30 protein-coding genes and 1 other annotated feature are annotated in these 26762 nt (G+C 42.0%); of the genes, 25 read left to right on the forward strand and 5 right to left on the reverse strand.

The genetic code is table 11. The features are described 5' to 3' along the window. Positions 1 to 51 precede the first annotated feature (51 nt). Positions 52 to 231 (forward strand): YjzC family protein, encoded by a 180-nt coding sequence (locus MHH79_RS06095; RefSeq protein WP_003245356.1) that lies wholly within the window; start codon positions 52 to 54, stop codon positions 229 to 231. A gap of 45 nt (positions 232 to 276) precedes the next feature. Here the strand turns inward: MHH79_RS06095 and MHH79_RS06100 are convergent, their stop codons facing one another. Next, positions 277 to 462: a DUF2929 domain-containing protein gene (locus tag MHH79_RS06100; RefSeq protein ID WP_003245236.1), complete on the reverse strand. Its 186-nt coding sequence runs from the start codon at positions 460 to 462 to the stop codon at positions 277 to 279. 250 nt (positions 463 to 712) lie between these two features. Between MHH79_RS06100 and MHH79_RS06105 the strand changes: the two genes are divergently transcribed. The 4 genes from MHH79_RS06105 (at position 713) to comZ (ending at position 3335) form a co-directional block, all read left to right on the forward strand. Next, the gene (locus MHH79_RS06105; RefSeq protein WP_014479433.1) at positions 713 to 1447 is read left to right on the forward strand and encodes a hypothetical protein; all 735 of its coding nucleotides are present in this window, start codon (positions 713 to 715) and stop codon (positions 1445 to 1447) included. Positions 1448 to 1528: 81 nt separating this feature from the next. Next, entirely contained in the window at positions 1529 to 2086 is a 558-nt protein-coding gene (locus tag MHH79_RS06110) for a hypothetical protein (RefSeq protein ID WP_063335038.1), read from the forward strand. 89 nt (positions 2087 to 2175) lie between these two features. Beyond that, positions 2176 to 3129 (forward strand): transcriptional regulator Med, encoded by a 954-nt coding sequence (med, locus tag MHH79_RS06115; protein ID WP_014476425.1) that lies wholly within the window; start codon positions 2176 to 2178, stop codon positions 3127 to 3129. 14 nt (positions 3130 to 3143) lie between these two features. Then, entirely contained in the window at positions 3144 to 3335 is a 192-nt protein-coding gene (comZ, locus tag MHH79_RS06120) for a ComG operon transcriptional repressor ComZ (RefSeq protein WP_003224559.1), read from the forward strand. 29 nt (positions 3336 to 3364) lie between these two features. Here the strand turns inward: comZ and yjzB are convergent, their stop codons facing one another. Then, positions 3365 to 3601, reverse strand: coding sequence for a spore coat protein YjzB (yjzB, locus tag MHH79_RS06125; protein WP_015383342.1), 237 nt, complete (start codon positions 3599 to 3601; stop codon positions 3365 to 3367). Positions 3602 to 3765: 164 nt separating this feature from the next. Between yjzB and fabH the strand changes: the two genes are divergently transcribed. The 9 genes from fabH to MHH79_RS06170 all read left to right on the forward strand — a co-directional run bounded on the left by fabH (position 3766) and on the right by MHH79_RS06170 (position 13626). Continuing rightward, complete coding sequence (gene fabH, locus MHH79_RS06130) at positions 3766 to 4704, forward strand: beta-ketoacyl-ACP synthase III (protein WP_015483083.1); 939 nt, start codon at positions 3766 to 3768, stop codon at positions 4702 to 4704. Between the two features lie 22 nt (positions 4705 to 4726). Beyond that, on the forward strand, positions 4727 to 5968 hold the full coding sequence (gene fabF / locus MHH79_RS06135) for a beta-ketoacyl-ACP synthase II (RefSeq protein WP_003244890.1): 1242 nt from the start codon (positions 4727 to 4729) through the stop codon (positions 5966 to 5968). A 75-nt stretch (positions 5969 to 6043) separates the two neighbouring features. Beyond that, positions 6044 to 6829 carry a DUF2268 domain-containing protein gene (locus MHH79_RS06140; RefSeq protein WP_063335039.1) on the forward strand — a complete coding sequence of 262 codons (786 nt, stop codon included), beginning with the start codon at positions 6044 to 6046 and terminating at the stop codon, positions 6827 to 6829. A gap of 191 nt (positions 6830 to 7020) precedes the next feature. After that, on the forward strand, positions 7021 to 8007 hold the full coding sequence (gene appD, locus MHH79_RS06145) for an oligopeptide ABC transporter ATP-binding protein AppD (protein WP_047182427.1): 987 nt from the start codon (positions 7021 to 7023) through the stop codon (positions 8005 to 8007). Beyond that, a complete protein-coding gene (gene appF / locus MHH79_RS06150; protein WP_047182428.1) occupies positions 8004 to 8993 on the forward strand; it encodes an oligopeptide ABC transporter ATP-binding protein AppF in 990 nt (329 codons plus the stop codon). The genes appD and appF overlap by 4 nt, the downstream gene beginning before the upstream one ends. 87 nt (positions 8994 to 9080) lie before the next feature. Continuing rightward, a complete protein-coding gene (locus MHH79_RS06155) occupies positions 9081 to 10709 on the forward strand; it encodes a peptide-binding protein (RefSeq protein ID WP_015383346.1) in 1629 nt (542 codons plus the stop codon). Positions 10710 to 10787: 78 nt separating this feature from the next. After that, entirely contained in the window at positions 10788 to 11738 is a 951-nt protein-coding gene (locus tag MHH79_RS06160; RefSeq protein WP_041056500.1) for an ABC transporter permease, read from the forward strand. A gap of 15 nt (positions 11739 to 11753) precedes the next feature. After that, positions 11754 to 12668 (forward strand): oligopeptide ABC transporter permease, encoded by a 915-nt coding sequence (gene opp4C / locus MHH79_RS06165; protein WP_015383348.1) that lies wholly within the window; start codon positions 11754 to 11756, stop codon positions 12666 to 12668. A 205-nt stretch (positions 12669 to 12873) separates the two neighbouring features. Next, entirely contained in the window at positions 12874 to 13626 is a 753-nt protein-coding gene (locus tag MHH79_RS06170) for a YjbA family protein (RefSeq protein WP_003239298.1), read from the forward strand. Positions 13627 to 13660: 34 nt separating this feature from the next. On the opposite strand, the gene trpS is transcribed toward MHH79_RS06170, so the two are convergent. Beyond that, complete coding sequence (gene trpS, locus MHH79_RS06175) at positions 13661 to 14653, reverse strand: tryptophan--tRNA ligase (protein WP_015483084.1); 993 nt, start codon at positions 14651 to 14653, stop codon at positions 13661 to 13663. A gap of 58 nt (positions 14654 to 14711) precedes the next feature. Beyond that, positions 14712 to 14926: a binding site (T-box leader), on the reverse strand. 470 nt (positions 14927 to 15396) lie between these two features. On the opposite strand from trpS, the gene oppA reads away from it, so the two are divergent. The 8 genes from oppA to spx all read left to right on the forward strand — a co-directional run bounded on the left by oppA (position 15397) and on the right by spx (position 23638). Beyond that, on the forward strand, positions 15397 to 17034 hold the full coding sequence (oppA, locus tag MHH79_RS06180) for an oligopeptide ABC transporter substrate-binding protein OppA (RefSeq protein WP_063335040.1): 1638 nt from the start codon (positions 15397 to 15399) through the stop codon (positions 17032 to 17034). 107 nt (positions 17035 to 17141) lie between these two features. Continuing rightward, a complete protein-coding gene (gene oppB / locus MHH79_RS06185; RefSeq protein ID WP_003245554.1) occupies positions 17142 to 18077 on the forward strand; it encodes an oligopeptide ABC transporter permease OppB in 936 nt (311 codons plus the stop codon). A 3-nt stretch (positions 18078 to 18080) separates the two neighbouring features. Beyond that, on the forward strand, positions 18081 to 18998 hold the full coding sequence (oppC, locus tag MHH79_RS06190) for an oligopeptide ABC transporter permease OppC (protein ID WP_003232954.1): 918 nt from the start codon (positions 18081 to 18083) through the stop codon (positions 18996 to 18998). A gap of 4 nt (positions 18999 to 19002) precedes the next feature. Next, complete coding sequence (oppD, locus tag MHH79_RS06195) at positions 19003 to 20079, forward strand: oligopeptide ABC transporter ATP-binding protein OppD (RefSeq protein WP_077670618.1); 1077 nt, start codon at positions 19003 to 19005, stop codon at positions 20077 to 20079. Between the two features lies 1 nt (position 20080). Next, a complete protein-coding gene (oppF, locus tag MHH79_RS06200; protein WP_047182432.1) occupies positions 20081 to 20998 on the forward strand; it encodes an oligopeptide ABC transporter ATP-binding protein OppF in 918 nt (305 codons plus the stop codon). Positions 20999 to 21103: 105 nt separating this feature from the next. Then, on the forward strand, positions 21104 to 22321 hold the full coding sequence (locus tag MHH79_RS06205; protein WP_080467291.1) for an MFS transporter: 1218 nt from the start codon (positions 21104 to 21106) through the stop codon (positions 22319 to 22321). Positions 22322 to 22483: 162 nt separating this feature from the next. After that, positions 22484 to 23062 carry a GNAT family N-acetyltransferase gene (locus MHH79_RS06210; RefSeq protein WP_003224597.1) on the forward strand — a complete coding sequence of 193 codons (579 nt, stop codon included), beginning with the start codon at positions 22484 to 22486 and terminating at the stop codon, positions 23060 to 23062. A 180-nt stretch (positions 23063 to 23242) separates the two neighbouring features. Continuing rightward, entirely contained in the window at positions 23243 to 23638 is a 396-nt protein-coding gene (gene spx / locus MHH79_RS06215) for a transcriptional regulator Spx (protein ID WP_014476435.1), read from the forward strand. 42 nt (positions 23639 to 23680) lie between these two features. On the opposite strand, the gene MHH79_RS06220 is transcribed toward spx, so the two are convergent. Continuing rightward, positions 23681 to 24337 (reverse strand): TerC family protein, encoded by a 657-nt coding sequence (locus MHH79_RS06220; protein ID WP_003232944.1) that lies wholly within the window; start codon positions 24335 to 24337, stop codon positions 23681 to 23683. Positions 24338 to 24506: 169 nt separating this feature from the next. Between MHH79_RS06220 and MHH79_RS06225 the strand changes: the two genes are divergently transcribed. Together MHH79_RS06225 and mecA are read left to right on the forward strand one after the other, a co-directional pair. Continuing rightward, complete coding sequence (locus MHH79_RS06225; protein WP_119122854.1) at positions 24507 to 24647, forward strand: hypothetical protein; 141 nt, start codon at positions 24507 to 24509, stop codon at positions 24645 to 24647. Beyond that, positions 24614 to 25270 (forward strand): adaptor protein MecA, encoded by a 657-nt coding sequence (gene mecA / locus MHH79_RS06230; protein ID WP_003232942.1) that lies wholly within the window; start codon positions 24614 to 24616, stop codon positions 25268 to 25270. The genes MHH79_RS06225 and mecA overlap by 34 nt, the downstream gene beginning before the upstream one ends. Here the strand turns inward: mecA and MHH79_RS06235 are convergent. Beyond that, positions 25265 to 25387: a hypothetical protein gene (locus MHH79_RS06235; protein WP_021479547.1), complete on the reverse strand. Its 123-nt coding sequence runs from the start codon at positions 25385 to 25387 to the stop codon at positions 25265 to 25267. The two genes, mecA and MHH79_RS06235, sit on opposite strands and share 6 nt — an antisense overlap. Before the next feature lie 43 nt (positions 25388 to 25430). Here MHH79_RS06235 and coiA point away from each other — a divergent pair, with 43 nt between their 5' ends. Beyond that, on the forward strand, positions 25431 to 26582 hold the full coding sequence (gene coiA / locus MHH79_RS06240; RefSeq protein ID WP_063335042.1) for a competence protein CoiA: 1152 nt from the start codon (positions 25431 to 25433) through the stop codon (positions 26580 to 26582). Positions 26583 to 26762: the final 180 nt, after the last annotated feature.

A 26762-nucleotide genomic window follows, 5' to 3' on the forward strand; every position in this document is an offset into this window, starting at 1 on the left:
TCACAGCCACTTAGGCGCATACTACAGCAAAAAGGAAAAGGAGGAAAAACAGTGGGACAGCAGCACCAATTCCGGCCCGGACAGAAAGCGCCTAATAACGGTGTCTACGTAGAAATCGGCGAGACAGGGAGTATGGTTAAAAACCCTCAAAAGGTCCATCTGTCAGCAGGGGAAATGTTTCCCGAAACATCAAACCACAACCGGCTGTGGACCTACAAAAGAAAGCCGTGACCACTAAAAAACCCAAAACAATAAATGTTTTGGGTTTTTGGCTTTTTAATGCTGGCTTGCATTTTTGTTCATAGGCATGATTTCTGCTAAAACCATGATTAAGACATACAGTACAACAGCAATGACAGATGATGTTTTGAAATTATACGTAACGCTGTTCATGCTTGCAACCAAGTAGCATGCCATATGTGATAAAAGGAACGTCCAAATAAAGGCAATAATATATCGCACGTTTCCACCTCGTCCTTCTCATTCTATTCTAAAAGTTATCATACCATACAAAAAGCGAAGGGGGAATCCAATTTTAGCAGAAAGTGAGGTGACAAAAGAGTCTGATTCGTCACACTTTAATGGTAAAATATAAAAAACGTCAATCAGTATAATAGCCAAAAATGTAAAAGGCTAGGACTTTACCTTATTCGTTTCTTTTCTATTTACATAAGATAGCGTGAGATGAAGTGTGAAAGGAGGCGGGCAAGCGATGGGAATAACGGAAAGATACTTTCAACTGGGAACGGAGCATAATGTCATTCATCTGCCCTATCGCCCGAACGGCTTCGGCATCTTTATCTTGGGGGACAGAACCCACTTTGTCGGACATGATTCAAGCTTTTGGCAGCAGCATTACGGCAGAAATCAGCTTCTGAGCATGTTGAGGAATGAAGGATATACTCTTTTTAACAGCAATCTGTTCGGAAGGCATTGGGGGGCGGAAAAAGCAGTCACCTATGCCAAACAGCTGATACATTCTGTGCTGAAGCAGGAAATCCTCAATCCGAAGATTCATATATTAGCAGAAGGCATGGGTGCTCTCGTGGCCGATGAACTGCTTCGTTTTTCCCCGGATCATATCCGCTCAGCCGCAATGTTGAATCCTTGTCTCGATCTTCAGGCACATTATGAATCGGAAAAAGAAAATAAATTTTTCTATAAGCAATTTTTGAAAGAAGTTTCGAAAAGCTACGGAATTTCTGAAAAAGAAGCGGAAGCGCTTCGTTATAAAACAATTCAAAGCTACCCGAGCGGCGTACCGGTTCATATATGGCAGCGTATGACCGGAGCTCCATATCCCTACAGCGTACATGCGGAAGTTTTCAAGGAAAAACAGCAAAAGCAAGGCTCACCGGTCGACATGACATTTCATTTATTTGAGCATCCAAGCAGAATTTATGCATCAATTTGCAAATTCTTTCACAGTCATGAAAAAGAATTATAGAGAATATAATGACAACAGCCTTCTCTTTTGCGGAGGCTGTTTTGTTTTGGGAAATGAAAAACCGGAAGGGCGGCAGATGCAATGGAATCAACGCTGATTGTAGGTGCGGACGAATTTTTCGGCCTTTCATTATGTGAGCGAATGATGGATGAAGGCATACATGTTGACGTTGTTCTGGCGGAAACAGAAGATAAAATGAGTCAAATGTACTTAGAAGAAAGACTCATGTGGCTTGGGAGAAATGAACTCTTTCGCCAGCTTGAACACATTGGAGACCAAAATTATGATACAATTTGTATCCAGTTCGGAAGTTTTTTGCCTTTAGACCAATATGATTCTCCTTATATTTTAGTATATGAAGAAGACCGAAAAGAATGGGAAAAGCGTGAAAAAACAGGCTCGGAAAAAACCGTGATCCTGCCGAAAATGTATGGGCCATGGAAAGAAGAAACAGAGGAAGACGGCTATTATACAAATGACGTCGCTGACGAGTTGCTGAGATTCCTGTTAGAACCAATCGGTCATAGCAAAGATCAGCTTTTTGAATTGCAAGTCACAGAGAAAACCTCAAAAGAAGAAGCAAAAACAAAAATTATCGAGTGGAAAAGACAATTTTCATCAATTTTCGACAAATATTAAGAAAAACCTTCCATGTTTCGAGTTTTCTAGATACAATAAACGTATAAAATAATACATGTTATAGCTTGTCAAAAGGAGTTGAACATGACTTGATCACAAGGCTTGTCATGATCTTTTCTGTCCTCCTTTTATTGAGTGGATGTGGACAAACTCCGTTCAAAGGAAAAATTGAGAAGGTCGGCATGCTCTTTCCTGATACGATTAATGACCTCGTATGGGGCACAAAAGGGTATAAAGGGTTACTGAATATACAATCCAAATACAATGTGGACGTCTATTATAAAGAAGGCGTTAAAACAGAAGAAGATATCATAAATGCGATTGAGGATTTTCATAAGAGGGGCGTCAATCTGCTCTACGGCCATGGGAGTGAATATGCTGAGGTGTTTAACCTGGTCGGTGAAGATTATCCAGATATGGAATTCGTCATTTCCAATGCGAAAGCGAAAGCTGATAATGTAACGAGTGTCCATTTCAGCGGGGAAGCAATGGGCTTTTTTGGAGGAATGACTGCTGCCCATATGTCGAAAACGAATCAGGTCGGTGTAATTGCTTCCTTTACGTGGCAGCCTGAGGTTGACGGTTTTATCAAAGGGGCCAAGTATGAAAATCCGGATATAGAGGTAAATACGAAATATACGGATCATTGGGATGATGATACAACAGCAGTAAAGCTTTATCAGAAAATGAAGAACGAAGGCGCGGATGTTGTGTATCCCGCCGGAGACGGGTATAATGTTCCTGTTATTCAGCAAATCAAAAAAGACGGTCTTTATGCCATTGGCTACGTCACAGATCAATCGGACCTGGGCGAGAATACCGTATTAACCAGCACGGTGCAAAATGTGGACAAGGCCTATGAAATCATTGCTGAACAATTTAATAAAGGCACCCTTGAGGGCGGCGATCATTACTACGACCTGAATACGGGAGTCGTTGAGATGGGAACATTCAGCCCGCTCGTCGATAAAGACTTTCAGCAAAGAATCGCCAAGCTGATCAAAACATACAACAAAACAGGCGAGCTGCCAAAAAACGAGTAATGGAGTGACGTCACATGCAGCACGAAAAATCACTTGAATTCTTGCAAATTGCCATGAAATATCTCCCTGAAGCGAAAGAACAGCTTGAGAAATCAGGCATTGAGCTCTCAATGGAGGCCATACAGCCGTTTATGAATCTGTTTACAACGGTAATGGCGGAAGCTTATGAGCTTGGCAAGTCTGACGCTAAATCTGAAACAGAATAAGAAGAAGCCACTTTTTTGAAAGTGGCTTTTCACATGATTTTCTTTTTAATAGCGGAGAGCATGGGCGCAAGCTCCTTTAAAGCGGGCTTGATTTGATCAAGAGAGTTCATAATTGAACCGATTTGGTCCATAATATGCATGTAATTAATCGTCTCTTCGTCGTTTGTCTGAGAAACCTGAGAAACCTCCTCTTGCTGTTCCTCCTTCTCTTCTGTTGGTTTTGCTGCATCGCCGAACATCATTCTTGAAAACACATCCAACTGCATACGCCTCCTTTCCATATACCATACTCTATGAGTAAGATGAACTGATAGTTTAGACGAATATATTGCCATGTGAAAAAAAATAGGATAGAATTAGTACCTGATACTAATAATTGATCACAACCTGATTGATCTTCTAAATTTAAGATATAAAGGAGTCTTCCCTTATGAAAGCTGGAATACTTGGTGTTGGACGTTACATTCCTGAGAAGGTTTTAACAAATCATGATCTTGAAAAAATGGTTGAAACTTCTGACGAGTGGATTCGTACAAGAACAGGAATAGAAGAAAGAAGAATCGCAGCAGATGATGTGTTTTCATCACATATGGCTCTTGCTGCAGCGAAAAATGCGCTGGAACAAGCTGAAGTGGCTGCTGAGGATCTGGATATGATCTTGGTTGCAACTGTTACACCTGATCAGTCATTTCCTACGGTCTCTTGTATGATTCAAGAACAGCTCGGCGCGAAGAAAGCGTGTGCTATGGATATCAGCGCGGCTTGTGCGGGCTTCATGTACGGGGTTGTAACCGGTAAACAATTTATTGAATCCGGAACCTACAAGCATGTTCTAGTTGTCGGTGTAGAGAAGCTCTCAAGCATTACCGACTGGGAAGACCGCAATACAGCCGTTCTGTTTGGAGACGGAGCAGGCGCTGCGGTAGTCGGACCTGTCAGTGATGACAGAGGAATCCTTTCATTTGAACTAGGAGCCGACGGCACAGGCGGTCAGCACTTGTATCTGAATGAAAAACGACATACAATCATGAATGGACGAGAAGTTTTCAAATTTGCAGTCCGCCAAATGGGAGAATCATGCGTAAATGTCATTGAAAAAGCCGGACTTTCAAAAGAGGATGTCGACTTTTTGATTCCGCATCAGGCGAACATCCGTATCATGGAAGCTGCTCGCGAGCGTTTAGAGCTTCCTGTCGAAAAGATGTCTAAAACTGTTCATAAATATGGAAATACTTCTGCCGCATCCATTCCGATCTCTCTTGTAGAAGAATTGGAAGCCGGTAAAATCAAAGACGGCGATGTGGTCGTTATGGTAGGGTTCGGCGGAGGACTAACATGGGGCGCCATTGCTATCCGCTGGGGCCGATAAAAAAAGGTGAGGTGCACACAAGATGACTAAAAAAAGAGTAGTTGTTACAGGACTTGGAGCATTATCTCCACTTGGCAACGACGTCGATACAAGTTGGAATAACGCAATCAACGGTGTGTCCGGAATCGGTCCGATCACTCGTGTTGACGCTGAAGAATATCCGGCAAAAGTTGCCGCTGAATTAAAAGATTTTAATGTTGAAGATTATATGGATAAAAAAGAAGCCAGAAAAATGGACCGCTTTACACAATATGCGGTTGTGGCTGCGAAAATGGCGGTTGAAGATGCAGATCTTAACATTACCGATGAAATCGCGCCGAGAGTGGGTGTTTGGGTAGGCTCAGGTATCGGAGGACTTGAAACACTAGAGTCTCAATTTGAAATCTTCTTAACAAAAGGCCCAAGACGGGTAAGCCCGTTTTTCGTGCCAATGATGATTCCTGACATGGCGACAGGCCAGATTTCTATTGCATTAGGAGCAAAAGGGGTGAACTCTTGTACGGTTACAGCATGTGCTACAGGAACGAACTCCATCGGTGACGCGTTTAAGGTTATTCAGCGTGGTGATGCAGACGTGATGGTCACAGGCGGAACAGAAGCGCCGCTGACAAGAATGTCATTCGCCGGCTTTAGTGCCAACAAAGCGCTGTCTACTAATCCAGATCCGAAAACAGCGAGTCGCCCGTTTGATAAAAACCGTGATGGCTTTGTCATGGGGGAAGGTGCAGGGATTATCGTTCTTGAAGAACTTGAGCATGCCCTGGCCCGCGGCGCTAAAATTTACGGAGAAATTGTCGGCTACGGCTCAACCGGAGACGCTTATCATATCACAGCACCGGCCCAAGACGGTGAAGGCGGAGCGAGAGCGATGCAAGAAGCCATTAAAGATGCAGGCATTGCACCTGAGGAAATTGATTACATCAATGCTCACGGGACAAGCACGTATTACAACGACAAATACGAAACAATGGCGATTAAGACCGTTTTCGGTGAGCATGCGCATAAACTTGCGGTAAGCTCTACAAAATCGATGACAGGCCACCTCTTAGGAGCAGCCGGCGGTATTGAAGCCATTTTCTCTATCCTGGCCATTAAAGAAGGCGTGATTCCGCCGACAATCAATATTCAAACACCTGACGAAGAATGTGATTTGGATTATGTGCCTGATGAAGCCCGCAGACAGGAACTTAATTATGTTCTCAGCAACTCATTAGGATTCGGCGGACACAACGCAACATTAATCTTTAAGAAATATCAATCATAATTAAGCCAAACCGGCTGCCCTTAAAGGGTAGCCGGTTTTTTTTGTGTGCATAGGATTAAAAGAGGAGGCGATCACATGAGTGTAGAACAAACATATAGCTGGCTCAGGAAGGCTGATTCAATAGATGATTTGGCGCATTACATTATCCCGCTTTTTTCAGGTGCGGAGAAAAAGAACTGGAAGGGCATTCTGGGGCATCTTCAGCATCATGGGATGTTTAAAAACATAAAAGAGGGTATTCAGACTGTTTCCAAGCTGAAGGAAAAAGGTTTTTACGGACATATCCAAAAGGAAGAACAGTACCTCAAAAACAAATGGCAAGGTCCTAATGTACCAATTGTCACGCTGCCGGTTGATGAACGAAACAGGAGAATCCGTTTAGAATTCGGATCAAAATCAGGACTCGCCTTTCAAGACAAAATGTTTCTTTTTCTTTCGTCAGATTTAGATTTTGGGTCGGTATCTGCCCTTATGACGCATGAGTATCATCACGTTTGCCGGTTAGGTCATCTGACAAAAGAGGAAAAGGATGTCACATTACTTGATACAATCATCATGGAAGGGCTGGCGGAATATGCTGTTTATGAGAGGTTCGGCCGAAGTCAAACGGCTGAATGGACGACTTGGTATACACCGGAACAGCTTCAGTCTTTATATGAAAAAAAGATTGCGCCCCATCGGGATATCAAACGGGATAATCGATTATTTCCCCAGCTGTTATTCGGCAAAGGATATCAGCCGAAAATGCTTGGATACGCAGTTGGATTCAATATTGTAAAAAAATATTTAACCGCCAGCAAGGCAAGCGCCGCAGACGGACTGTCCATTCCTGCTGAAACCTTTTTGGATGCAATGCTTTAAAAGGATAAAATAATGGAATTTCATTAATAATATTACATTTATCCTAAAAAATTCTTGATTTTGCAAAATGATTGTAATAATATACAACTATAAAATTTTTCGATAATTCAATATTATTTATTATTTCTGAATAAGGGGATTGCTTTCTCTTGAAAACGTTTGACGACAAGAGGGGGGAAAGGGGAGCTAGCATGAGCACACTTTTAGAAGTGAATAATTTAAAGACTTATTTTTTCAGGAAAAAGGAGCCGATCCCTGCGGTTGACGGAGTCGATTTTCACATCAGCAAAGGCGAAACCGTCGCGCTTGTAGGTGAATCGGGCTCCGGAAAAAGCATTACTTCTTTATCAATTATGGGCCTCGTCCAAAGCTCAGGCGGAAAAATCATGGACGGCTCTATTAAACTCGAAGACAAAGACCTCACCTCATTCACTGAAAACGATTATTGCAAAATCCGCGGTAACGAAGTATCCATGATCTTTCAGGAACCAATGACCTCCCTTAATCCGGTGTTAACAATCGGAGAACAAATTACCGAAGTGCTGATTTACCATAAAAACATGAAGAAAAAAGAAGCCCATCAACGAGCTGTTGAACTCTTGCAGATGGTCGGTTTCTCCCGGGCGGAGCAAATTATGAAGGAGTACCCGCATCGGCTGTCCGGCGGTATGAGACAGAGGGTGATGATTGCCATCGCACTGAGCTGTAATCCTAAACTGCTCATTGCCGATGAACCAACGACAGCGCTGGATGTGACAATACAAGCCCAGGTGCTGGAGCTCATGAAAGATCTCTGTCAGAAGTTCAATACATCGATTCTTCTCATCACACACGACTTAGGTGTCGTGTCTGAGGCTGCCGATAGAGTAATTGTCATGTACTGCGGACAAGTCGTAGAAAACGCTACCGTTGATGACTTATTTTTAAAACCGCTTCATCCGTATACAGAAGGCCTGCTTACGTCAATTCCTGTTATAGATGGAGAGATTGATAAATTAAATGCGATTAAAGGCAGTGTGCCTACACCGGATAATCTGCCGCCGGGATGCCGTTTTGCCCCAAGGTGCCCGAAAGCTATGGATAAGTGCTGGACAAATCAGCCTTCGCTTTTGACACACAAAAGCGGAAGAACGGTGAGATGCTTTTTATATGAGGAAGAGGGTGCCGAACAATCATGACAGCAGCTAATCAAGAAACAATCTTAGAGCTTCGTGACGTAAAAAAATACTTTCCGATCCGGTCAGGCCTTTTTCAAAGAAAAGTCGGTGATGTAAAAGCGGTGGATGGTGTTTCATTTTCGTTAAAAAAAGGAGAAACACTCGGAATCGTTGGAGAGTCGGGCTGCGGAAAATCGACTGCCGGCAGAACGATGATCAGACTGTACAAACCGACAGAGGGCCAAATTCTTTTTAAAGGGCAGGATATTTCCAATCTGTCAGAGGAGAAGCTGCGGAAGAATGTCCGCAAAAATATTCAAATGGTTTTCCAAGATCCATTTGCTTCGTTAAACCCGAGAAAGACCCTGCGTTCCATCATAAAGGAGCCGTTTAATACGCACAACATGTATACCATGCGTGAACGAAACGAAAAAGTTGAAGAGCTGCTTGCAAGAGTAGGGCTTCACCCGTCGTTTGCCAGCCGTTATCCTCATGAGTTTTCAGGCGGCCAGCGTCAGCGGATCGGCATTGCCAGAGCACTCACTTTGAATCCAGAGCTGATCATTGCAGATGAGCCGGTTTCCGCACTTGATGTATCTATTCAGGCCCAAGTGATTAACTTGATGGAGGAATTACAGGAAGAATTTAATCTTACGTATCTATTTATCTCTCATGATCTGAGTGTCGTACGCCATATCAGCGACAGAGTCGGAGTAATGTATCTTGGCAAAATGATGGAGCTGACCGGCAAGCATGAGCTTTATGACAACCCGCTTCACCCATATACCCAAGCGCTTTTATCCTCCGTTCCAGTTACAAGAAAAAGAGGATCTGTCAAACGTGAACGCATTGTCCTGAAGGGAGAACTGCCTAGTCCGGCCAACCCGCCAAAAGGCTGCGTATTCCACACAAGATGTCCTGTTGCAAAACCGATATGCAAGGAACAAATACCAGAATTTAAAGAAGCTGCTCCCAGCCACTTTGTGGCTTGTCACCTTTATAGCTAATGTTGCCCGCACAGCTTTGAGAGGGGGTATGCACACTACATAAACAACAGCTGAGAAGAACGAACATTTCAAGAGGGGGAATATCTAATGAAAAGACGGAAAACCGCACTGATGATGCTAAGTGTATTGATGGTTCTGGCCATTTTTTTATCAGCCTGCTCGGGATCAAAATCAAGCAACAGCAGCGAGAAAAAATCCACAGGCAAACCGCAGCAAGGCGGGGATTTGGTTGTTGGTTCAACTGGGGAGCCAACGTTGTTTAATCCACTCTATTCTACAGACGTTTCCAGTTCAGATATTGAAGGGATGATCTATAGTACATTATTAGAAACGGATGAAAAACTAAATGTGAAACCTGCTTTAGCTGAGAAAGTAACGGAATCCAAAGATGGCCTGACTTATGATGTCAAAATTAGAAAAGGTGTAAAATTCCATGATGGAAAAGAACTTACAGCCGATGACGTTGTTTTCACTTATAGCATCCCTTTAAACAAGGACTATAATGGTGAACGGGGTTCTGGTTTTGAATCACTAAAATCTGTTACAAAAAAAGGTGATTATGAAGTTGAATTTAAATTAAAGAAAAAGGATGCGTATTTTTACAATGTTGTTTTAGACAGTTACGGTATTCTGCCTAAACACATTTTAGGGAAAGTACCAGTTGCAGATTTAGGAGAAAATGAATTTAACAGGAAGAATCCAATTGGTTCGGGTCCATTCAAGTTTGTTGAATGGAAGAAGGGCGATTATGTAAAACTTGAAGCAAATGATGACTATTATGGCGGAAGACCGTATTTAGATACAGTGACAGTTAAGACGATTCCTGATTCTAATGCAGCTGTTGCTCAATTAAAAGCTGGAGATATTGACTTCTTTGTTGTACCAGGCACAGACTTTGAGACAGTTAAAACATTTGATAATGTGCAAGTTAAATCAGATCTTGGTTTGAACTACAGCTATATTGGATGGAATGAAAAAAACGAATTATTTAAAGACAAAAAAGTCCGCCAAGCTCTTACGTATGCACTTGATCGAAAAGCAATGGTAGATCAGGTGTTAAACGGTGATGGTAAAGTTGCAAATGTTCCTGAAAGTCCGCTTTCTTGGAACTATCCAAAAGGTGATGTACCTACATTTGATTACAATCCTAAAAAGGCTAAAAAGCTCTTGGAAGAAGCAGGATGGAAAGATACAGATGGAGACGGTTACCTTGATAAGGACGGAAAGAAATTTTCATTTACCATTAAAACTAACCAGGGTAATAAGATTCGGGAGGATTTAGCAGTTGTTGTTCAGCAGCAACTTAAAGAAGTAGGAATTGAAGCAAAACCGCAAATTGTAGAATTTAGTGCTCTTATTGAACAAACAAGCGCACCGAATTGGGATTATGATGCACTACTGCTCGGTTGGAGCTTGGCTACATTCCCAGATCAATTTTCGATTTTCCACTCCAGTCAATCTAAGAACGGATTAAACAACATATGGTATAAGAATCCTAAAGTCGATAAACTTTTAGAAGAAGCTAAGTCTATTACAGATAGAAAAGAATATCAGAAAAAATATGAAGAAATCTATAAATTGATTGCTGAGGATCAGCCTTATTCATTCCTGTTTTATTACAATTATCATAGGGCAATCCCGACAAACATGAATGGATATGTATTCCATCCGAAAAATGACTTATATCATATTGAAAAATGGTGGCTTGAACAATAATAATTAAATCCCTAGAGAGGGGAGGATCAAGTAAGCATCCTTTCCTCTTTATCCTATTTTAGAAAAGGGGACAAGAATATGGTTACATATATTGTTCGTCGAACATTAATGTCTCTGCCAATTCTTTTGGGCATTACAATTTTATCATTTGCGATAATGAAAGCGGCGCCAGGTGACCCGATGTCACTTATGATGGATCCGACAATCAGCCAAGCTGACAGAGCGAAATTTATTGAAAAGTACGGGCTCAATGATCCAGAACCTGTTCAATACTTAAAATGGCTAGGAAATATGCTCCAAGGCGACTTTGGGACATCTATTGTAAAAAAGGGGACACCAGTTTCCGATCTAATCCTTTCACGTTTACCGAATACTCTGGTGCTTATGGTTTTTTCAACTCTTGTTGCTCTTCTGATTTCAATTCCCTTCGGTGTTCTTTCTGCAAAACGCCCTTATTCTAAGCTTGACTATGGTATAACTGTCACGTCATTTTTAGGGCTGGCAATACCAAATTTCTGGTTCGGATTAATTCTTATAATGGTTCTTTCCGTAAATCTCGGCTGGTTTCCTACGGGGGGTGTCAGCACTTTAAACGCTGACTTTAGCATTATTGACAGGCTCCATCATTTAATTTTACCTGCGTTTGTTTTAGCAACTGCTGATATGGCAGGTATTACTCGTTATACTCGATCTAGTATGCTCGATGTATTAAAACAGGATTATATTAGAACAGCTCGTGCAAAAGGTTTTAAGGAAAATAAAGTTATTTTCAAACATGGATTGAGAAATGGCCTTCTGCCTGTTATTACAATTTTCGGATTGATGATCCCTTCATTTATTGGCGGTGCTGTAGTAGTTGAACAGATTTTTACTTGGCCGGGATTAGGGAAGTTATTTATTGATTCGGCATTCTCTCGAGATTATCCGGTTATTATGGCCATGACTGTAATTTCTGCTGTTTTGGTTGTACTGGGGAACTTGATTGCAGATATTTTGTATGCATTAGTTGATCCGAGAATTGAATATTAAAAGGGGGAGACACATATGGCACATCCAAACACTGCGGCTCCCTCTAATGAGGTAAAGCTAAAAGAAAATATTAGAAAAAAACCAGAAACAATGACTAGGATCTTTTTTGAGAAATTTTTCAAAAATAAGCTTGCTGTTGTTGGGGGTATCATATTAACAGTTATTATTTTAATGGCAGTCTTTGCCCCTTTTATTGCGCCTTACTCACCTGAGAGTCAATCACTTTTAAACAAACTGAAGCCGCCAAGCCCTAAAAATCTAATGGGAACGGATAAATTTGGGCGAGATATATTTACAAGGGTGTTATATGGAGCTCGTGTGTCTTTATTAGTCGGTTTTGCTTCAGTAATTGGTGCGATTACTATAGGTACGGTTGTTGGAGCTGTAGCAGGGTACTTTAAAGGAATAGTAGATGCTGTATTAATGAGGGCTGTCGATGTAGTCTTATCTATTCCTGATATTTTTCTGCTTATTACCTTGGTTACAATTTTTCAACCCGGAATGGATAAGTTAATTTTGATTTTTTCTTTGACGGGTTGGACTACAACAGCGAGACTAGTCAGAGGTGAGTTTTTATCTCTAAGGTCAAGGGAATTTGTATTGGCTGCTAAAACAATAGGCACAAAAAATCACAAAATTATTTTTTCGCATATATTACCGAATTGTATTGGACCAATTATTGTCTCCGCTACTCTAAAAGTAGGCAGTGTCATTCTAGCTGAATCAACGCTAAGCTATTTGGGTTTCGGTATCCAGCCGCCAATCGCTAGCTGGGGAAACATGCTTCAGGATGCTCAAAACTTTACATTAATGATTCAAGCATGGTGGTACCCGTTATTTCCCGGGCTATTTATTTTAATGACCGTTTTATGCTTCAACTTTGTCGGTGATGGCCTGCGGGATGCGCTTGACCCGAAAAATATTAAATAAAAATGAATATCATATCTGTTATAAAATATCACCAAATCAGAAAAAAAGCAGGTCTCCTTTTGTCAGAAAATATACAAAGAGATCTGCTTTTTGTGATTCTTACATAAAACTAGTGATTCCAGATTTCCTCAATCTCTTTGGAATAATTTCTCTATCCCTTGCCTATACTGTGGACAACAGTTTTTATAAAAGTGAGGGGTTAGAGATGTTATTTCTTCATGATGTGTGGGTCAATTGGTTTGAAGGGGAAGAAAATGGCTACAATGTATGCCACTTTCACGAATGGCGCAAGGAAGATACGGTTGAGCTTTTGGATCAGGTGCCGCTGCTAAGGGTGCCGTCAGTACTGTTTCATTACATAGAAAACGATTTGTCAGAGCTTCCGAAAGGTTTGCTTGAAGACGTACATCAGAAATCGTACATTCGGAAAAATCATGAGCGGACAAAGCTTGAGTATTGTTTTGTCGTAACAGACGGAATCGGCATTTTAGCTGTCGACACGATCGGCTACACGATCCCTGTCAGAAAAAGCCGTCTGATCCCAAGACAGGAGCAGCTCGTTTATGAAATGGTGAAAGATGTAGAGCCTGAAACATATGAATTTGAGCCAAAGAAGCTGGAATCCTCCAAGGAATATCACATCTTATCATTAGCACCAGAACATGTCAGAGGACTGACTAGAAAAGAACGGCAAATCAAGCAGCTGATGTTTATGGCGCTTGACCAATTAAAAGGGCTGAAAAACCGGGCTGAAATCGGCTACTGGTACACAGAGTGGAATCCGCATATGTATGAACAAATCAAAAGGATGAGCTTTGAAGAGATTTGGGACATGCTGTATAACGAAACAATTGAAGGCTGGTCGGACAAGCACCTAGCTTTTTGCGAAAACCTAATAAAAGGTCAGCCTTTTTTCGAAAAGCTTTGGGAAATGGAAAACGAATCAAAGGTAAACTGAAAAAAACCGCTCTTTGCAAAGAGCGGTTTTTTGATTAGCGTCTTTTTCTTCCAAGACCCATGGCATTCTCCATTTTTTTCAGCATTTTGTTTGCTGTCCGGTTCGCTCGTTCCGCGCCTTCATCAAGAATCCGGTCTAATTCTTCAGATTCTATCAGCTCATAATAGCGGTCCTGGATCGGTTTTAATGCGTTCACCACGACTTCTGCCAAATCACCTTTAAACTCGCCGTAGCCTTTTCCTTCGTACTTTGCTTCAAGCTCTTCAATTGTCGTATTGCCGAGGATTGAATAAATCGTAAGAAGGTTGGAAACGCCCGGTTTGTTTTCTTTATCAAATTTCACAATGCCTTCAGAATCTGTCACAGCGCTTTTGATTTTCTTTTCAAGAAGCTTCGGTTCATCCAGCAGGGTAATATAAGCTTTCTGATTCGGATCAGATTTGCTCATTTTCTTCAGCGGATCATTCAGAGACATGATACGTGCACCGACTTTTGGAATTTTCACTTCCGGAATCGTAAAGATGTCGTTGTATTTTTTGTTGAATCGTTCTGCAAGATTCCGCGTCAGCTCAAGGTGCTGCTTTTGATCCTCGCCGACAGGTACAAGATCCGTTCCGTACAGCAGAATATCAGCGGCCATCAGTGGCGGATATGTTAACAGGCCGGAGACGACAGCTTCATTGCCTTTGGATTTGTCCTTAAATTGAGTCATCCGCTCAAGCTCGCCGATATATGCGACACACTGCATCATCCATCCGGCCTGCGCATGCGCGGGGACCTCTGATTGAATAAACAATGTTGCTTTTTCTGGATCAAGTCCGACAGCTAAGTAAAGCGCTGCGAGATTGCGGATATTCTTTCTAAGCTCAAGCCGGTCTTGAGGAACAGTTATCGCATGCTGGTCCACGATGCAAAAATAGCTGTTATAATCATGCTGCAGTTCGACAAACTGCTTCATTGCACCGATATAGTTGCCGAGCGTCACTGAGCCGCTTGGCTGAATGCCTGAAAAAATCGTTTGTTTCATGAAAACATCAACCTCATTTCTTAAAACATAATAAAAAAGGCTCATTCATCCCCTGTAAAAAAGGGACGAATGAACCGTGGTACCACCCTGATTATTCCATTAAAATGGAATCACTCTGACGTTTGTAACGGAGACTGCTCCGGCTGAGCCTACTTTTTTCCAGTTCGGTCAGCTGCTCCAAAGTCCATTCCACATTGCCCGTTATCTGCTCCCAGCACCGCAGACTCTCTTCAAACAGGTGAAATGTGTACTACTCTTTTTCATAGCAAGCTTTTCTTTTGATTGCTTCATTATAAATCAATTATAACCAATTGTCATCATGAAAAAACATTCTTTTTTCCAGTAAAATTGTAATTATATAAATAACACGCGTGCTGTAAAATCCTTAAATGATAACTGCTATCAGCGTAAAAACAGGCAGATATTATATGTAAAAAGCAATATGGGCAGAAAACACATGAAAAAGTTTTTAATCAATTTATGCTTTAAATGGTAGAAGGATATTATGTTCATGGAAGAAAAACTAACGAAGTTTAAATATTTTAAATTGATAAAATAATATTGCAATAAATTATTTGTTTCATTATAATGAACTTGTTCACTCTATTGTTACAGCTTTTTTACAAAAATAATCAGAAAAGACGGAACAGAATAAAAGTTGCGGAAACTCAGGTTCATTTGTCTGATATTTCTGAGGATTTAGCCGTAAGGAGCTGAAAATTATTATTAGGGGGTTTGCGAATATGAAAAAACGTTGGTCGATTGTCACGTTGATGCTCATTTTCACTCTCGTGCTGAGCGCGTGCGGCTTTGGCGGCAGCGGATCAAACGGTGAAGGGAAAAAGGACAGTAAAGGAAAGACGACACTTAACATTAATATTAAAACTGAGCCGTTCTCCTTACATCCGGGATTGGCAAATGATTCAGTATCAGGCGGTGTCATCCGTCAGACTTTTGAAGGATTGACACGTATCAATGCAGATGGTGAGCCTGAAGAAGGCATGGCTTCTAAAATTGAAACGAGCAAGGACGGAAAGACATATACATTTACCATTCGTGATGGTGTGAAATGGTCTAATGGAGACCCTGTAACAGCACAAGATTTTGAATATGCTTGGAAATGGGCGCTTGATCCTAATAACGAATCACAATACGCTTACCAGCTCTACTACATAAAAGGTGCTGAAGCGGCGAATACCGGCAAAGGCAGCCTAGATGATGTGGCAGTAAAAGCTGTGAATGACAAAACGCTGAAGGTTGAATTAAATAACCCGACTCCATATTTCACTGAATTAACTGCGTTCTATACGTATATGCCGATCAATAAGAAAATTGCAGAGAAAAATAAAAAGTGGAATACAAATGCCGGAGATGATTATGTATCAAACGGGCCGTTCAAAATGACGGCATGGAAACACAGCGGTTCTATTACTCTCGAAAAAAATGACCAGTATTGGGATAAAGACAAAGTCAAACTGAAGAAAATCGATATGGTTATGATCAACAATAACAATACGGAACTGAAAAAATTCCAAGCTGGCGAACTTGATTGGGCCGGTATGCCGCTCGGACAGCTTCCAACAGAATCCCTGCCGACCCTGAAAAAAGACGGTTCTTTACATGTTGAGCCGATTGCAGGTGTGTATTGGTACAAATTCAACACTGAAGCTAAGCCATTAGACAACGTAAATATCCGTAAAGCTTTAACATATTCGCTTGACCGTCAGTCGATTGTTAAAAACGTTACGCAAGGAGAGCAAATCCCGGCAATGGCTGCAGTGCCGCCTACAATGAAGGGATTTGAGGATAACAAAGAAGGATACTTCAAAGACAATGATGTCAAAACAGCAAAAAAATACCTTGATAAAGGCCTAAAAGAAATGGGCTTAAGCAAGGCATCTGATTTGCCAAAAATCAAATTGTCTTACAACACTGATGACGCACACGCGAAAATCGCTCAAGCAGTACAAGAAATGTGGAAGAAAAATTTAGGCGTTGATGTTGAGCTTGATAACTCAGAGTGGAATGTCTATATTGATAAGCTCCACAGCCAAGATTATCAAATCGGCCGTATGGGCTGGCTCGGCGACTTCAATGATCCTATCAACTTCCTTGAATTGTTCCGTGACAAAAACGGAGGAAATAACGATACAGGCTGGGAAAATCCAGAATTCAAAAAGCTTCTGAATCAGTCACAAACTGAAACAGATAAAACAAAACGTGCAGAGCTGCTGAAAAAAGCAGAAGGTATTTTCATTGATGAAATGCCGGTTGCCCCAATCTATTTCTATACTGATACTTGGGTACAGGATGAAAACCTAAAAGGTGTTATCATGCCAGGTACTGGTGAGGTTTATTTCAGAAACGCATATTTTAAATAAGGCTACGTCTGAAAATAAAAGACCTCAAGGTATATGGGGAGAAAAGCCCCATATACCTTTCTTACTGATGGAGTATAAAAATGTAAAAACCATGGAGGTGTTCCCCCTTGCTAAAATATATCGGAAGACGCTTAGTCTATATGATTATCACACTATTTGTGATTGTAACTGTGACATTCTTCTTAATGCAAGCAGCACCGGGCGGGCCATTTTCAGGTGAGAAAAAGCTTCCGCCTGAAATTGAAGCAAATTTAAATGCGCATTATGGCTTGGACAAGCCGTTGTTTGTACAATATGTAAGTTATTTGAAATCAGTTGCAATGTGGGATTTCGGACCGTCATTTAAATATAAAGGTCAGAGTGTTAACGACCTGATCAGTTCAGGTTTCCCCGTTTCATTTACTCTTGGAGCAGAAGCTATTCTCCTCGCTTTAGCGTTAGGTGTATTGTTTGGGGTCATTGCAGCCCTTTACCATAATAAGTGGCAGGATTATACCGTCGCGATTTTAACGATATTTGGTATTTCGGTTCCGAGCTTTATCATGGCGGCTGTTCTGCAATATGTGTTCTCCATGAAGCTTGGGCTGTTTCCGGTCGCGGGGTGGGATTCCTGGGCATACACCTTTTTGCCTTCAATCGCACTTGCTTCCATGCCGATGGCGTTTATTGCCAGACTTTCCCGTTCAAGCATGATCGAAGTGTTAAACAGTGATTATATCCGCACAGCGAAAGCGAAAGGGCTTTCCCGCCCAGCGGTTACAGTGCGGCACGCCATTCGAAACGCGCTTTTGCCGGTTGTTACATATATGGGCCCGATGGCCGCACAGGTCTTAACGGGGAGCTTCATTATTGAAACCATTTTTGGGATCCCGGGGCTTGGTGCACACTTCGTCAACAGTATTACAAACCGTGATTATACGGTCATTATGGGTGTAACGGTGTTCTTCAGTGTCATCTTGCTATTGTGTGTATTAATCGTAGATGTGTTATACGGCATTATTGATCCAAGAATCAAGCTTTCCAAAGCAAAGAAAGGAGCCTAGGCCATGCAGAACATTCCAAAAAACATGTTTGAACCAGCCGCAGCGAATGCCGGCGATGCAGAAAAAATAAGTAAAAAGAGCCTTTCCCTCTGGAAAGATGCGATGCTTCGCTTCCGCAGCAATAAGCTTGCAATGGTCGGGCTTATCATTATCGTACTTATTATCCTTATGGCAATTTTTGCGCCGATGTTCTCAAGGTATGATTATTCAACTACTAATCTCTTAAATGCGGATAAGCCGCCTTCAAAAGATCACTGGTTCGGAACAGATGATCTTGGACGGGACATTTTCGTCCGTACATGGGTAGGGGCGCGAATCTCAATCTTTATCGGTGTTGCAGCTGCTGTTCTTGATTTGCTGATCGGCGTCATTTGGGGGAGCATTTCAGGCTTCCGCGGAGGCAGAACGGATGAAATCATGATGCGTATCGCTGATATCCTTTGGGCAGTTCCTTCATTATTAATGGTTATCTTACTGATGGTTGTTCTTCCGAAAGGTCTATTTACGATTATTATTGCCATGACGATTACAGGCTGGATTAATATGGCCAGAATCGTGCGCGGACAAGTGCTGCAGCTGAAGAATCAGGAGTATGTGCTTGCTTCACAGACACTGGGTGCAAAAACATCCCGTCTTCTGTTTAAACATATCGTGCCAAACGCAATGGGTTCTATTTTGGTCACGATGACACTGACAGTTCCTACTGCGATTTTCACAGAAGCCTTTTTAAGCTATTTGGGACTTGGTGTTCCGGCTCCGCTGGCAAGCTGGGGAACGATGGCTTCTGACGGATTGCCTGCATTGACCTATTATCCGTGGCGTTTATTCTTCCCTGCCGGATTTATCTGCATTACAATGTTTGGTTTTAACGTTGTCGGCGACGGATTAAGAGACGCATTGGATCCTAAGTTACGTAAATAAGGGAGTGATACGGGTGACACGCCTATTAGAAGTAAAAGATTTAGCAATTTCATTTAAAACATATGGCGGAGAGGTCCAGGCAATCCGCGGAGTGAATTTCCATCTGGATAAAGGAGAGACGCTGGCCATTGTTGGAGAATCAGGTTCCGGAAAAAGTGTAACCTCTCAAGCGATTATGAAGCTGATTCCAATGCCTCCGGGTTATTTCAAACGCGGTGAGATCCTGTTTGAAGGAAAGGATCTAGTGCCGCTGTCCGAAAAAGAAATGCAAAATGTCCGGGGAAAAGAGATCGGCATGATATTCCAAGATCCGATGACCTCTTTAAATCCAACGATGAAGGTCGGTAAACAAATTACGGAAGTGCTTTTTAAACACGAGAAGATCTCGAAGGAAGCGGCTAAAAAACGCGCGGTTGAACTGCTGGAATTAGTCGGTATCCCAATGCCGGAAAAGCGGGTTAACCAATTTCCGCACGAATTTTCAGGCGGGATGAGGCAGCGGGTTGTCATTGCCATGGCGCTTGCAGCGAATCCGAAGCTTCTGATCGCCGATGAGCCGACAACTGCTCTTGATGTAACGATTCAAGCGCAAATTTTGGAATTAATGAAGGATTTGCAAAAGAAAATTGACACGTCCATCATCTTTATCACACACGACCTTGGTGTTGTGGCTAACGTTGCTGACCGGGTCGCTGTCATGTACGCGGGACAGATTGTAGAAACCGGTACGGTAGACGAAATCTTCTACGATCCGAGACATCCGTACACTTGGGGGCTTCTTGCATCCATGCCGACACTGGAAAGTTCAGGTGAGGAAGAGCTGACTGCAATTCCGGGCACGCCGCCTGATTTGACAAACCCGCCAAAAGGAGATGCTTTTGCCCTGCGGAGCTCTTATGCGATGAAAATCGATTTTGAACAGGAGCCGCCAATGTTTAAGGTATCCGATACTCATTATGTAAAATCGTGGCTGCTTCATCCTGATGCGCCAAAGGTAGAGCCGCCTGAAGCGGTAAAAGCGAAAATGCGTAAACTGGCAAATACGTATGAAAAACCTGTCTTAGTGAGAGAAGGTGAATGAATTGACTGAAAAATTATTAGAAATCAAACATTTAAAACAGCACTTTGTCACGCCGAGGGGAACGGTCAAGGCTGTAGATGATTTATCATTTGATATCTATAAAGGTGAAACATTAGGGCTGGTTGGTGAATCTGGCTGCGGTAAATCGACAACAGGCCGAAGCATTATCCGGCTGTACGAAGCAACCGATGGTGAGGTGCTGTTTAACGGTGAAAATGTGCACGGGAGAAAATCGCGGAAAAAGCTGCTGGAATTCAACCGCAAAATGCAGATGATTTTCCAAGACCCATATGCATCCCTAAATCCGAGAATGACAGTTGCTGATATTATTGCTGAAGGCCTAGATATTCATAAGCTGGCGAAAACGAAAAAAGAGCGGATGCAGAGGGTTCATGAACTATTGGAAACAGTTGGTTTAAACAAGGAACACGCGAACCGCTATCCGCATGAATTTTCCGGCGGCCAGCGCCAAAGAATCGGGATTGCCAGAGCTCTTGCTGTTGATCCGGAATTCATTATCGCGGATGAGCCGATTTCCGCTTTGGATGTATCCATTCAAGCGCAGGTTGTGAATTTAATGAAAGAACTGCAAAAAGAAAAAGGGCTCACATACCTGTTTATTGCCCACGATTTATCGATGGTCAAATACATCAGTGACCGCATTGGAGTCATGTATTTCGGGAAACTGGTTGAGCTTGCGCCGGCAGATGAGCTTTATGAAAATCCGCTTCACCCATATACAAAATCATTGCTTTCTGCGATTCCGCTTCCAGATCCGGACTATGAGAGAAATCGCGTCCGCCAGAAATATGATCCGTCCGTCCATCAATTAAAAGATGGGGAAACGATGGAATTCCGTGAAGTCAAACCGGGACATTTTGTGATGTGCACGGAAACCGAATTTAAAGCTTTTTCATGATTCATCAATCCTTCAAGAGAATCTCTTGAAGGATTTTTTTGCGTCCTCATAGAAAGTGAGAATGATAACATTTACAATTAGAGGAAAAAGCGGAGGCGAAATACGATTCAATTTCTGCATAACAAAAATGTTTTTGCGCTATTGCTGTCTCAATCTTTTCAATCTTTAGCAGGAGTCCTCGTCACAATCGTTTTAATGGTCCGGGTCTATCAAATGACTGACTCCGTTTTTTTGGCGGGTCTTATTTTATCGTTCATGTCGTTTGCGAGTATAGCAGCAAGCTTTTGCGTCTCTCCGGTGCTTCGCATTCTCGGTTTTAAAAAGGTGCTTGTGGGGGCGAATCTGCTGAGAGCGGTCTTTACAATACTGATGGCATACAGCGTCACTCATCACGGACAGGCATTCTTTTGGATTACGCTGCTGTTTGTGTTTTGTTTTTCCTTCGCGGGCGCTTTTTTTCAGCCAGCAAGATTTGCGCTGCTGCCGATTATTGTTCCAAAGAAGCAATATGTAAAAGCGAATGGTGTGATCTCCCTCTCGAATCAATTGTTCTTAACAGCAGGCTGGGGCCTTGGAGGCCTTCTGACGTACGCCGTCCCTTTTGAACTCGTTGTCGGCGCTGCCATTTTCCTGTTTGTTCTATCGGGAGCTTCCATTAGTGTGCTGCATGTAAATGAAGAAGAGTCTGTAGGAACTGCTGAAACAGCATCTGCCAGAAGTATATGGAAGGATTTAATGATCATCCCTATTGTAAGAGACATTACTATAATGGACATGATAGAAGCTTTGGCGGGTTCCGTATGGTCATCTGCTATTCTCCTCGCATTTACTGCGGCTGTTTTGCATGAAACAGAGGTGTGGTGGGGGATGTTTAACGCTTCCTATTTTATAGGCGCAATTGTCGGCAGTGTGATTGCCATTCGTTTTTCTTCTTTTTTTGAGCGGAATATGGGCTATGCCATTATGTTCAGCTCGCTTGTAATGTCGGCGCTGACCCTTTTGTTTTCATTTTCTCCAGTCCCATTTTTATGCGCTCTGGCTTGTGCTGCAATGGGGCCTTTTTATCAGGTGCGTGATATTTGCCAGGAAACCATGCTGCAGGAGGTTATTCCCGAACAGAAACGAATCGGAATCATGGCTGCAAAAAATGCAATTTTGACTCCTTGGTCAGGCGTCACCTACTCCATTATAGGGCTAGTGGCTGATGCTGCTGGTGCGAAAATAGCTTTTATCGCGGCTGCTGCATTATATATCATGACATTTCTGATTGCACTGGCGCAGCCCCGCCTGATTCATTACAGGCGGGAAAATCGAGTTCAATGAGAAACACTTCAAAATGAACGGAGCAGCTGGCTCCGTTTTGCTGAAAAAAAATGAAACCATGGCGGAAGTTCGCACGTCTTTATAGATGTAAGGCTGTTTAAACAAGAAGAAATGGGGTATATCTAAAAGTATGAAGACAACGAACTCATAAGGAGCAAATCAATGAACTGGTATGAAAAGCTTAGCGAGTACTTTCCAATTGAAGAAATGAAATCAAAAGCGCATATGGAAGCTCTTCTGAAAGAGCGAAGCGATATTTATCATAAAGATGAAGGCAAACATCATATTTTAATGTTTGCGGAATTCGATTCTTTTATCTTCGTTGATTATCTGTATGTGTCTAAGGATGCAAGAGGGCAGGGGCTTGGCGGCAAATTGATCGCGAAGCTGAAAAAGAAAAATAAGCCCATATTGCTCGAGGTGGAACCTGTGGATGAAGATGATACTGATACAGAAAAACGCCTGAGGTTTTATCAAAGAGAGCATTTCAAGCATGCTCAGTCAATTGGGTACCGGCGCCGGTCATTGGCTACGAATGAAGTAAACAAGATGGAGATTCTGTACTGGTCACCAAAAACAGAATCAGAAGAAGAAATTCTTGAAGCCATGAAACAGACATATGAAAACATTCATACTTATAAAGACGAGAAATGGTACGGGGAATCGTACGAAAAAACGGATGAAGTCCTGAAACTCATTGATGAAGAAAAACAAAAAAATATTTTCGATCAGTTAAGCTAATTGAGAATTAGAACATATCATGAACATTAAAAATTTGCTGGATTGACACATTTTTTTCTTAGGATACTGTTCACACTTACTTTTTTATAGTATAATACCTGTAAAGATTCCTTTTTTAGAGTAATTTCAATTTAAGAATAAAATAGATGTTCATCCTACTAATTAGAGGAGTGAAGATGAATGGTTACACTATACACATCACCAAGCTGTACTTCATGCAGAAAGGCGAGAGCGTGGCTCGAGGAGCACGATATTCCATTTGTAGAAAGAAACATTTTCTCTGAACCTTTATCAATTGATGAAATAAAACAAATTCTTCGAATGACTGAGGATGGAACAGATGAAATCATCTCAACCCGTTCAAAAGTATTCCAAAAACTGAATGTGAACGTTGAATCTATGCCGCTGCAAGATTTGTACCGCTTGATCAACGAGCATCCAGGGTTGCTTCGCCGTCCGATCATCATTGACGAAAAACGTTTGCAGGTCGGATATAACGAAGACGAAATCAGACGTTTCCTGCCAAGAAAAGTTCGCTCTTTCCAATTAAGAGAAGCACAGCGTTTGGCAAACTAATAGATCGTATCATCAAAAGAAGGCTGAGTCATCAGCCTTCTTTTATTTTTCAACCTGCTGGTAATAAATGCTCGCAAGGATGACAAACGCAACCGTCAAAATGGGGAGGAGCGTTTCGACTGTGCCGTGCTGCGCCATAAAAAGCGACAGCTTTTTGTCTCTGACAATCATTTCTCCGCCAGTATAAGCAAGCAGCCCGCTTCCCGCGTAAATCAGAAGCGGTATTTTCTCTAGTGCAATATGGATGAGTTTGCTGCCCCAAATAATAACCGGAACCGATACACACAAACCTATAACAACGAGAGAAAACTCACCGTGTGATGCTCCCGCAACTGCGATGACGTTGTCCAGCGACATAAAGAGATCTGCAAGCACAATCGTTCGTATCGCTCTCCACAGGGAGGTGCTGCTTTTAATGTGTTTCGTGTCTTTTTTTTCAATCAGCAGCTGATATCCTAAATACAGCAGGAAAATTCCGCCGGCGCACTGCAAGAACGGAATGTTCAAAAGATATACTGCTGCACTTGTTAATCCGATTCTCATGGCAACGGCAATAAATGTTCCGAGAATAATGGCTTGCTGTCTTTGCTTGTCCGGCAAATGTCTGCTGGCCATGGCAATAACAACCGCGTTATCTCCGCCAAGGATCAGGTCAATCCCAACAATGACAAGCAGAGAAATCAGATAGTCATGCTCCATGAAGCGGCACCTCGCTTTCAGTCCTTCGCTTGTACTACTACTATATGAGACAGGTCATATTTTATGATATCAGCCGCCTGATCTGCCGTTTTTTAGGCAAAGGTGCATTTTTATTTCTTTTGTGACTGTTTTATCATAAAATAGAAATACAAAGGAATTCACACTGGCCTTGGTTAAGGTTAAGATGTGGACGGAATGGGTAAAGTGTAGTAAAGTACAATTAATCGGGAGCTTAGATGTCCCTTCAACATCTTATATAGAAGGGAAGGTTGGCAAATGGAAATTGAAAGAATTAACGAGCATACAGTAAAATTTTATATGTCTTACGGAGATATTGAAGATCGCGGTTTTGACAGAGAAGAAATTTGGTATAACCGTGAGCGCAGTGAAGAACTTTTCTGGGAAGTCATGGATGAAGTTCATGAAGAAGAGGAATTCGCTGTGGAAGGCCCACTTTGGATTCAAGTTCAGGCACTGGACAAAGGATTAGAAATCATCGTCACAAAAGCCCAGCTTTCCAAAGACGGACAAAAGCTCGAACTGCCGATTCCTGAGGATAAAAAGCAAGAACCAGCATCTGAGGATCTTGACGCCTTGCTGGATGATTTCCAGAAAGAAGAGCAAGCCGTCAATCAGGAAGAGAAGGAGCAAAAGCTTCAATTTGTCTTGCGATTTGGCGATTTTGAGGATGTTATTTCTCTATCTAATTTGAACGTTAACGGAAGCAAAACGACTTTATATTCGTTTGAGAACCGATATTATTTATATGTAGATTTTTGCAATATGACTGATGAAGAGGTTGAAAATCAGCTAAGCATCCTGCTGGAGTACGCAAATGAATCCTCAATCAGCATACACCGTCTTGAAGAATACGGCAAGCTGATTATTTCAGAGCATGCTCTAGAAACGATAAAAAAACACTTTGCATCATAGCAAACCGATTTCCTTCCGGAAATCGGTTTTTTTTATGCACGAAAATGCCATTTTAGAGATGTGAAAAATCAAAAACATATAGACAAGCGGAAAATACAGCGAACAGGAGTTGATCATCTTTTCCAGAAAGTATACTTCATCTGGAAAGGAGAGATGACAATTGTTTAGTGCTGTGACTGAAGACGGCCAAATGTTTCACCTTCTAGGCGCTCAGCAAAACCAGAAATTAAAGCGGAGACGGTTCTTCTGTCCGGTATGCGGGGGAGAGCTAGCTGTGAAGCTCGGCCTTCAAAAAGCGCCGCATTTTGCCCATAAACAGAACAAGTCCTGCTCCATAGACATCGAACCGGAAAGCGCCTACCACTTAGAAGGAAAAAGACAGCTGTATGTATGGCTGAAAACACAACGGGCTTCACCAATATTGGAGCCGTATATAAGGACAATCAACCAAAGACCGGACATCATGGCAAGGATCAAGGAGCATATGCTTGCTGTTGAATATCAATGCGCCACTATCGCACCAAATGTCTTTCAGAAGCGGACAGAGGGCTTCAAACAAGAAGGAATCATCCCGCAGTGGATTATGGGATACAGCCGCTTAAAACGGACTGCTTCGTCCTTTTATCAGCTTTCAGCTTTTCATTGGCAGTTTATCAATGCAAGTCCATACAAGGAACTGATATGTTATTGTCCTGAAAGGCGTTCTTTTCTCCGGCTTAGCCACATCATTCCATTCTACACAAACCATTCTTATTCCTCAGTCCAAACGATCCCTATCCATCGGGCAGTTGTAGACGATCTTTTTTTCACTGAACCGAAACCCTCAATTCAATATTCAGGCTGGACGAAAGCGATTCACCGTTTTCGCCATAAACCCCATCGGTTTAACTCAAAGGAAACAAATCGCCTTAGGCTGCTGTTTTATGAGAAGCGGCAGACACCTTTTTCTTTTCTGCCGACTGAAGTGTTTGTTCCTGTTAGAAAAGGGGCAGTTTTTAAGAGTCCGGTTTTTGTGTGGCAGGGGTTTCTTTATTTGTTTATGACGGATCTTGGAGGTAAACGTGCGCCAATTCATTTTTCAGCCGTTTTGCAGCAGTGCAAACTGCACATTCATAATAAGAACATTGCACTCAGATTTGAATGCAGCGAAGAGTGTCTTTCAGAAGCGGTTAAACAGTATATTGATTTTTTGTGCAAGAAGGGATTTTTAAGGGAGACTCAGAAAGAAGTATATGTGCTGAATCAGCCTGCAGGTGGCATACACTCAATGCAGGATCTCATAGAAAGAGACCGCAGCTGTTTTATAGAATGAGTTTGTCTTATTTGGCTCACCCTAAGACAAAGGTGGTGGGCAGGCTGTGAAAGGCACAAAAGGAAAGGTTTTTCGTGTTTTTACTGCTTTTTTGGCATTCGTTCTCTTCATTACTGCATATGATTTGACAAAAGGCAGTGAAAAACCGGAAGATATTCACAACACAAGTTTATTGAGAAA

The organism is Bacillus sp. FSL K6-0993, assembly GCF_037977205.1.
Lineage (GTDB): Bacteria > Bacillota > Bacilli > Bacillales > Bacillaceae > Bacillus > Bacillus subtilis.

What these genes read in the sequence shown, in the direction of transcription:
- MHH79_RS06105 (WP_014479433.1), top strand. Translation starts at nt 713, where the DNA reads ATGGGAATAACGGAAAGATACTTTCAACTGGGAACGGAGCATAATGTC.
- MHH79_RS06110 (WP_063335038.1), top strand. Translation starts at nt 1,529, where the DNA reads ATGGAATCAACGCTGATTGTAGGTGCGGACGAATTTTTCGGCCTTTCA.
- comZ (WP_003224559.1), top strand. Translation starts at nt 3,144, where the DNA reads ATGCAGCACGAAAAATCACTTGAATTCTTGCAAATTGCCATGAAATAT.
- yjzB (WP_015383342.1), bottom strand. Translation starts at nt 3,601, where the DNA reads ATGCAGTTGGATGTGTTTTCAAGAATGATGTTCGGCGATGCAGCAAAA.
- fabH (WP_015483083.1), top strand. Translation starts at nt 3,766, where the DNA reads ATGAAAGCTGGAATACTTGGTGTTGGACGTTACATTCCTGAGAAGGTT.
- fabF (WP_003244890.1), top strand. Translation starts at nt 4,727, where the DNA reads ATGACTAAAAAAAGAGTAGTTGTTACAGGACTTGGAGCATTATCTCCA.
- MHH79_RS06140 (WP_063335039.1), top strand. Translation starts at nt 6,044, where the DNA reads ATGAGTGTAGAACAAACATATAGCTGGCTCAGGAAGGCTGATTCAATA.
- appD (WP_047182427.1), top strand. Translation starts at nt 7,021, where the DNA reads ATGAGCACACTTTTAGAAGTGAATAATTTAAAGACTTATTTTTTCAGG.
- appF (WP_047182428.1), top strand. Translation starts at nt 8,004, where the DNA reads ATGACAGCAGCTAATCAAGAAACAATCTTAGAGCTTCGTGACGTAAAA.
- MHH79_RS06155 (WP_015383346.1), top strand. Translation starts at nt 9,081, where the DNA reads ATGAAAAGACGGAAAACCGCACTGATGATGCTAAGTGTATTGATGGTT.
- MHH79_RS06160 (WP_041056500.1), top strand. Translation starts at nt 10,788, where the DNA reads ATGGTTACATATATTGTTCGTCGAACATTAATGTCTCTGCCAATTCTT.
- opp4C (WP_015383348.1), top strand. Translation starts at nt 11,754, where the DNA reads ATGGCACATCCAAACACTGCGGCTCCCTCTAATGAGGTAAAGCTAAAA.
- MHH79_RS06170 (WP_003239298.1), top strand. Translation starts at nt 12,874, where the DNA reads ATGTTATTTCTTCATGATGTGTGGGTCAATTGGTTTGAAGGGGAAGAA.
- trpS (WP_015483084.1), bottom strand. Translation starts at nt 14,653, where the DNA reads ATGAAACAAACGATTTTTTCAGGCATTCAGCCAAGCGGCTCAGTGACG.
- oppA (WP_063335040.1), top strand. Translation starts at nt 15,397, where the DNA reads ATGAAAAAACGTTGGTCGATTGTCACGTTGATGCTCATTTTCACTCTC.
- oppC (WP_003232954.1), top strand. Translation starts at nt 18,081, where the DNA reads ATGCAGAACATTCCAAAAAACATGTTTGAACCAGCCGCAGCGAATGCC.
- MHH79_RS06210 (WP_003224597.1), top strand. Translation starts at nt 22,484, where the DNA reads ATGAACTGGTATGAAAAGCTTAGCGAGTACTTTCCAATTGAAGAAATG.
- spx (WP_014476435.1), top strand. Translation starts at nt 23,243, where the DNA reads ATGGTTACACTATACACATCACCAAGCTGTACTTCATGCAGAAAGGCG.
- MHH79_RS06220 (WP_003232944.1), bottom strand. Translation starts at nt 24,337, where the DNA reads ATGGAGCATGACTATCTGATTTCTCTGCTTGTCATTGTTGGGATTGAC.
- mecA (WP_003232942.1), top strand. Translation starts at nt 24,614, where the DNA reads ATGGAAATTGAAAGAATTAACGAGCATACAGTAAAATTTTATATGTCT.
- MHH79_RS06235 (WP_021479547.1), bottom strand. Translation starts at nt 25,387, where the DNA reads ATGATCAACTCCTGTTCGCTGTATTTTCCGCTTGTCTATATGTTTTTG.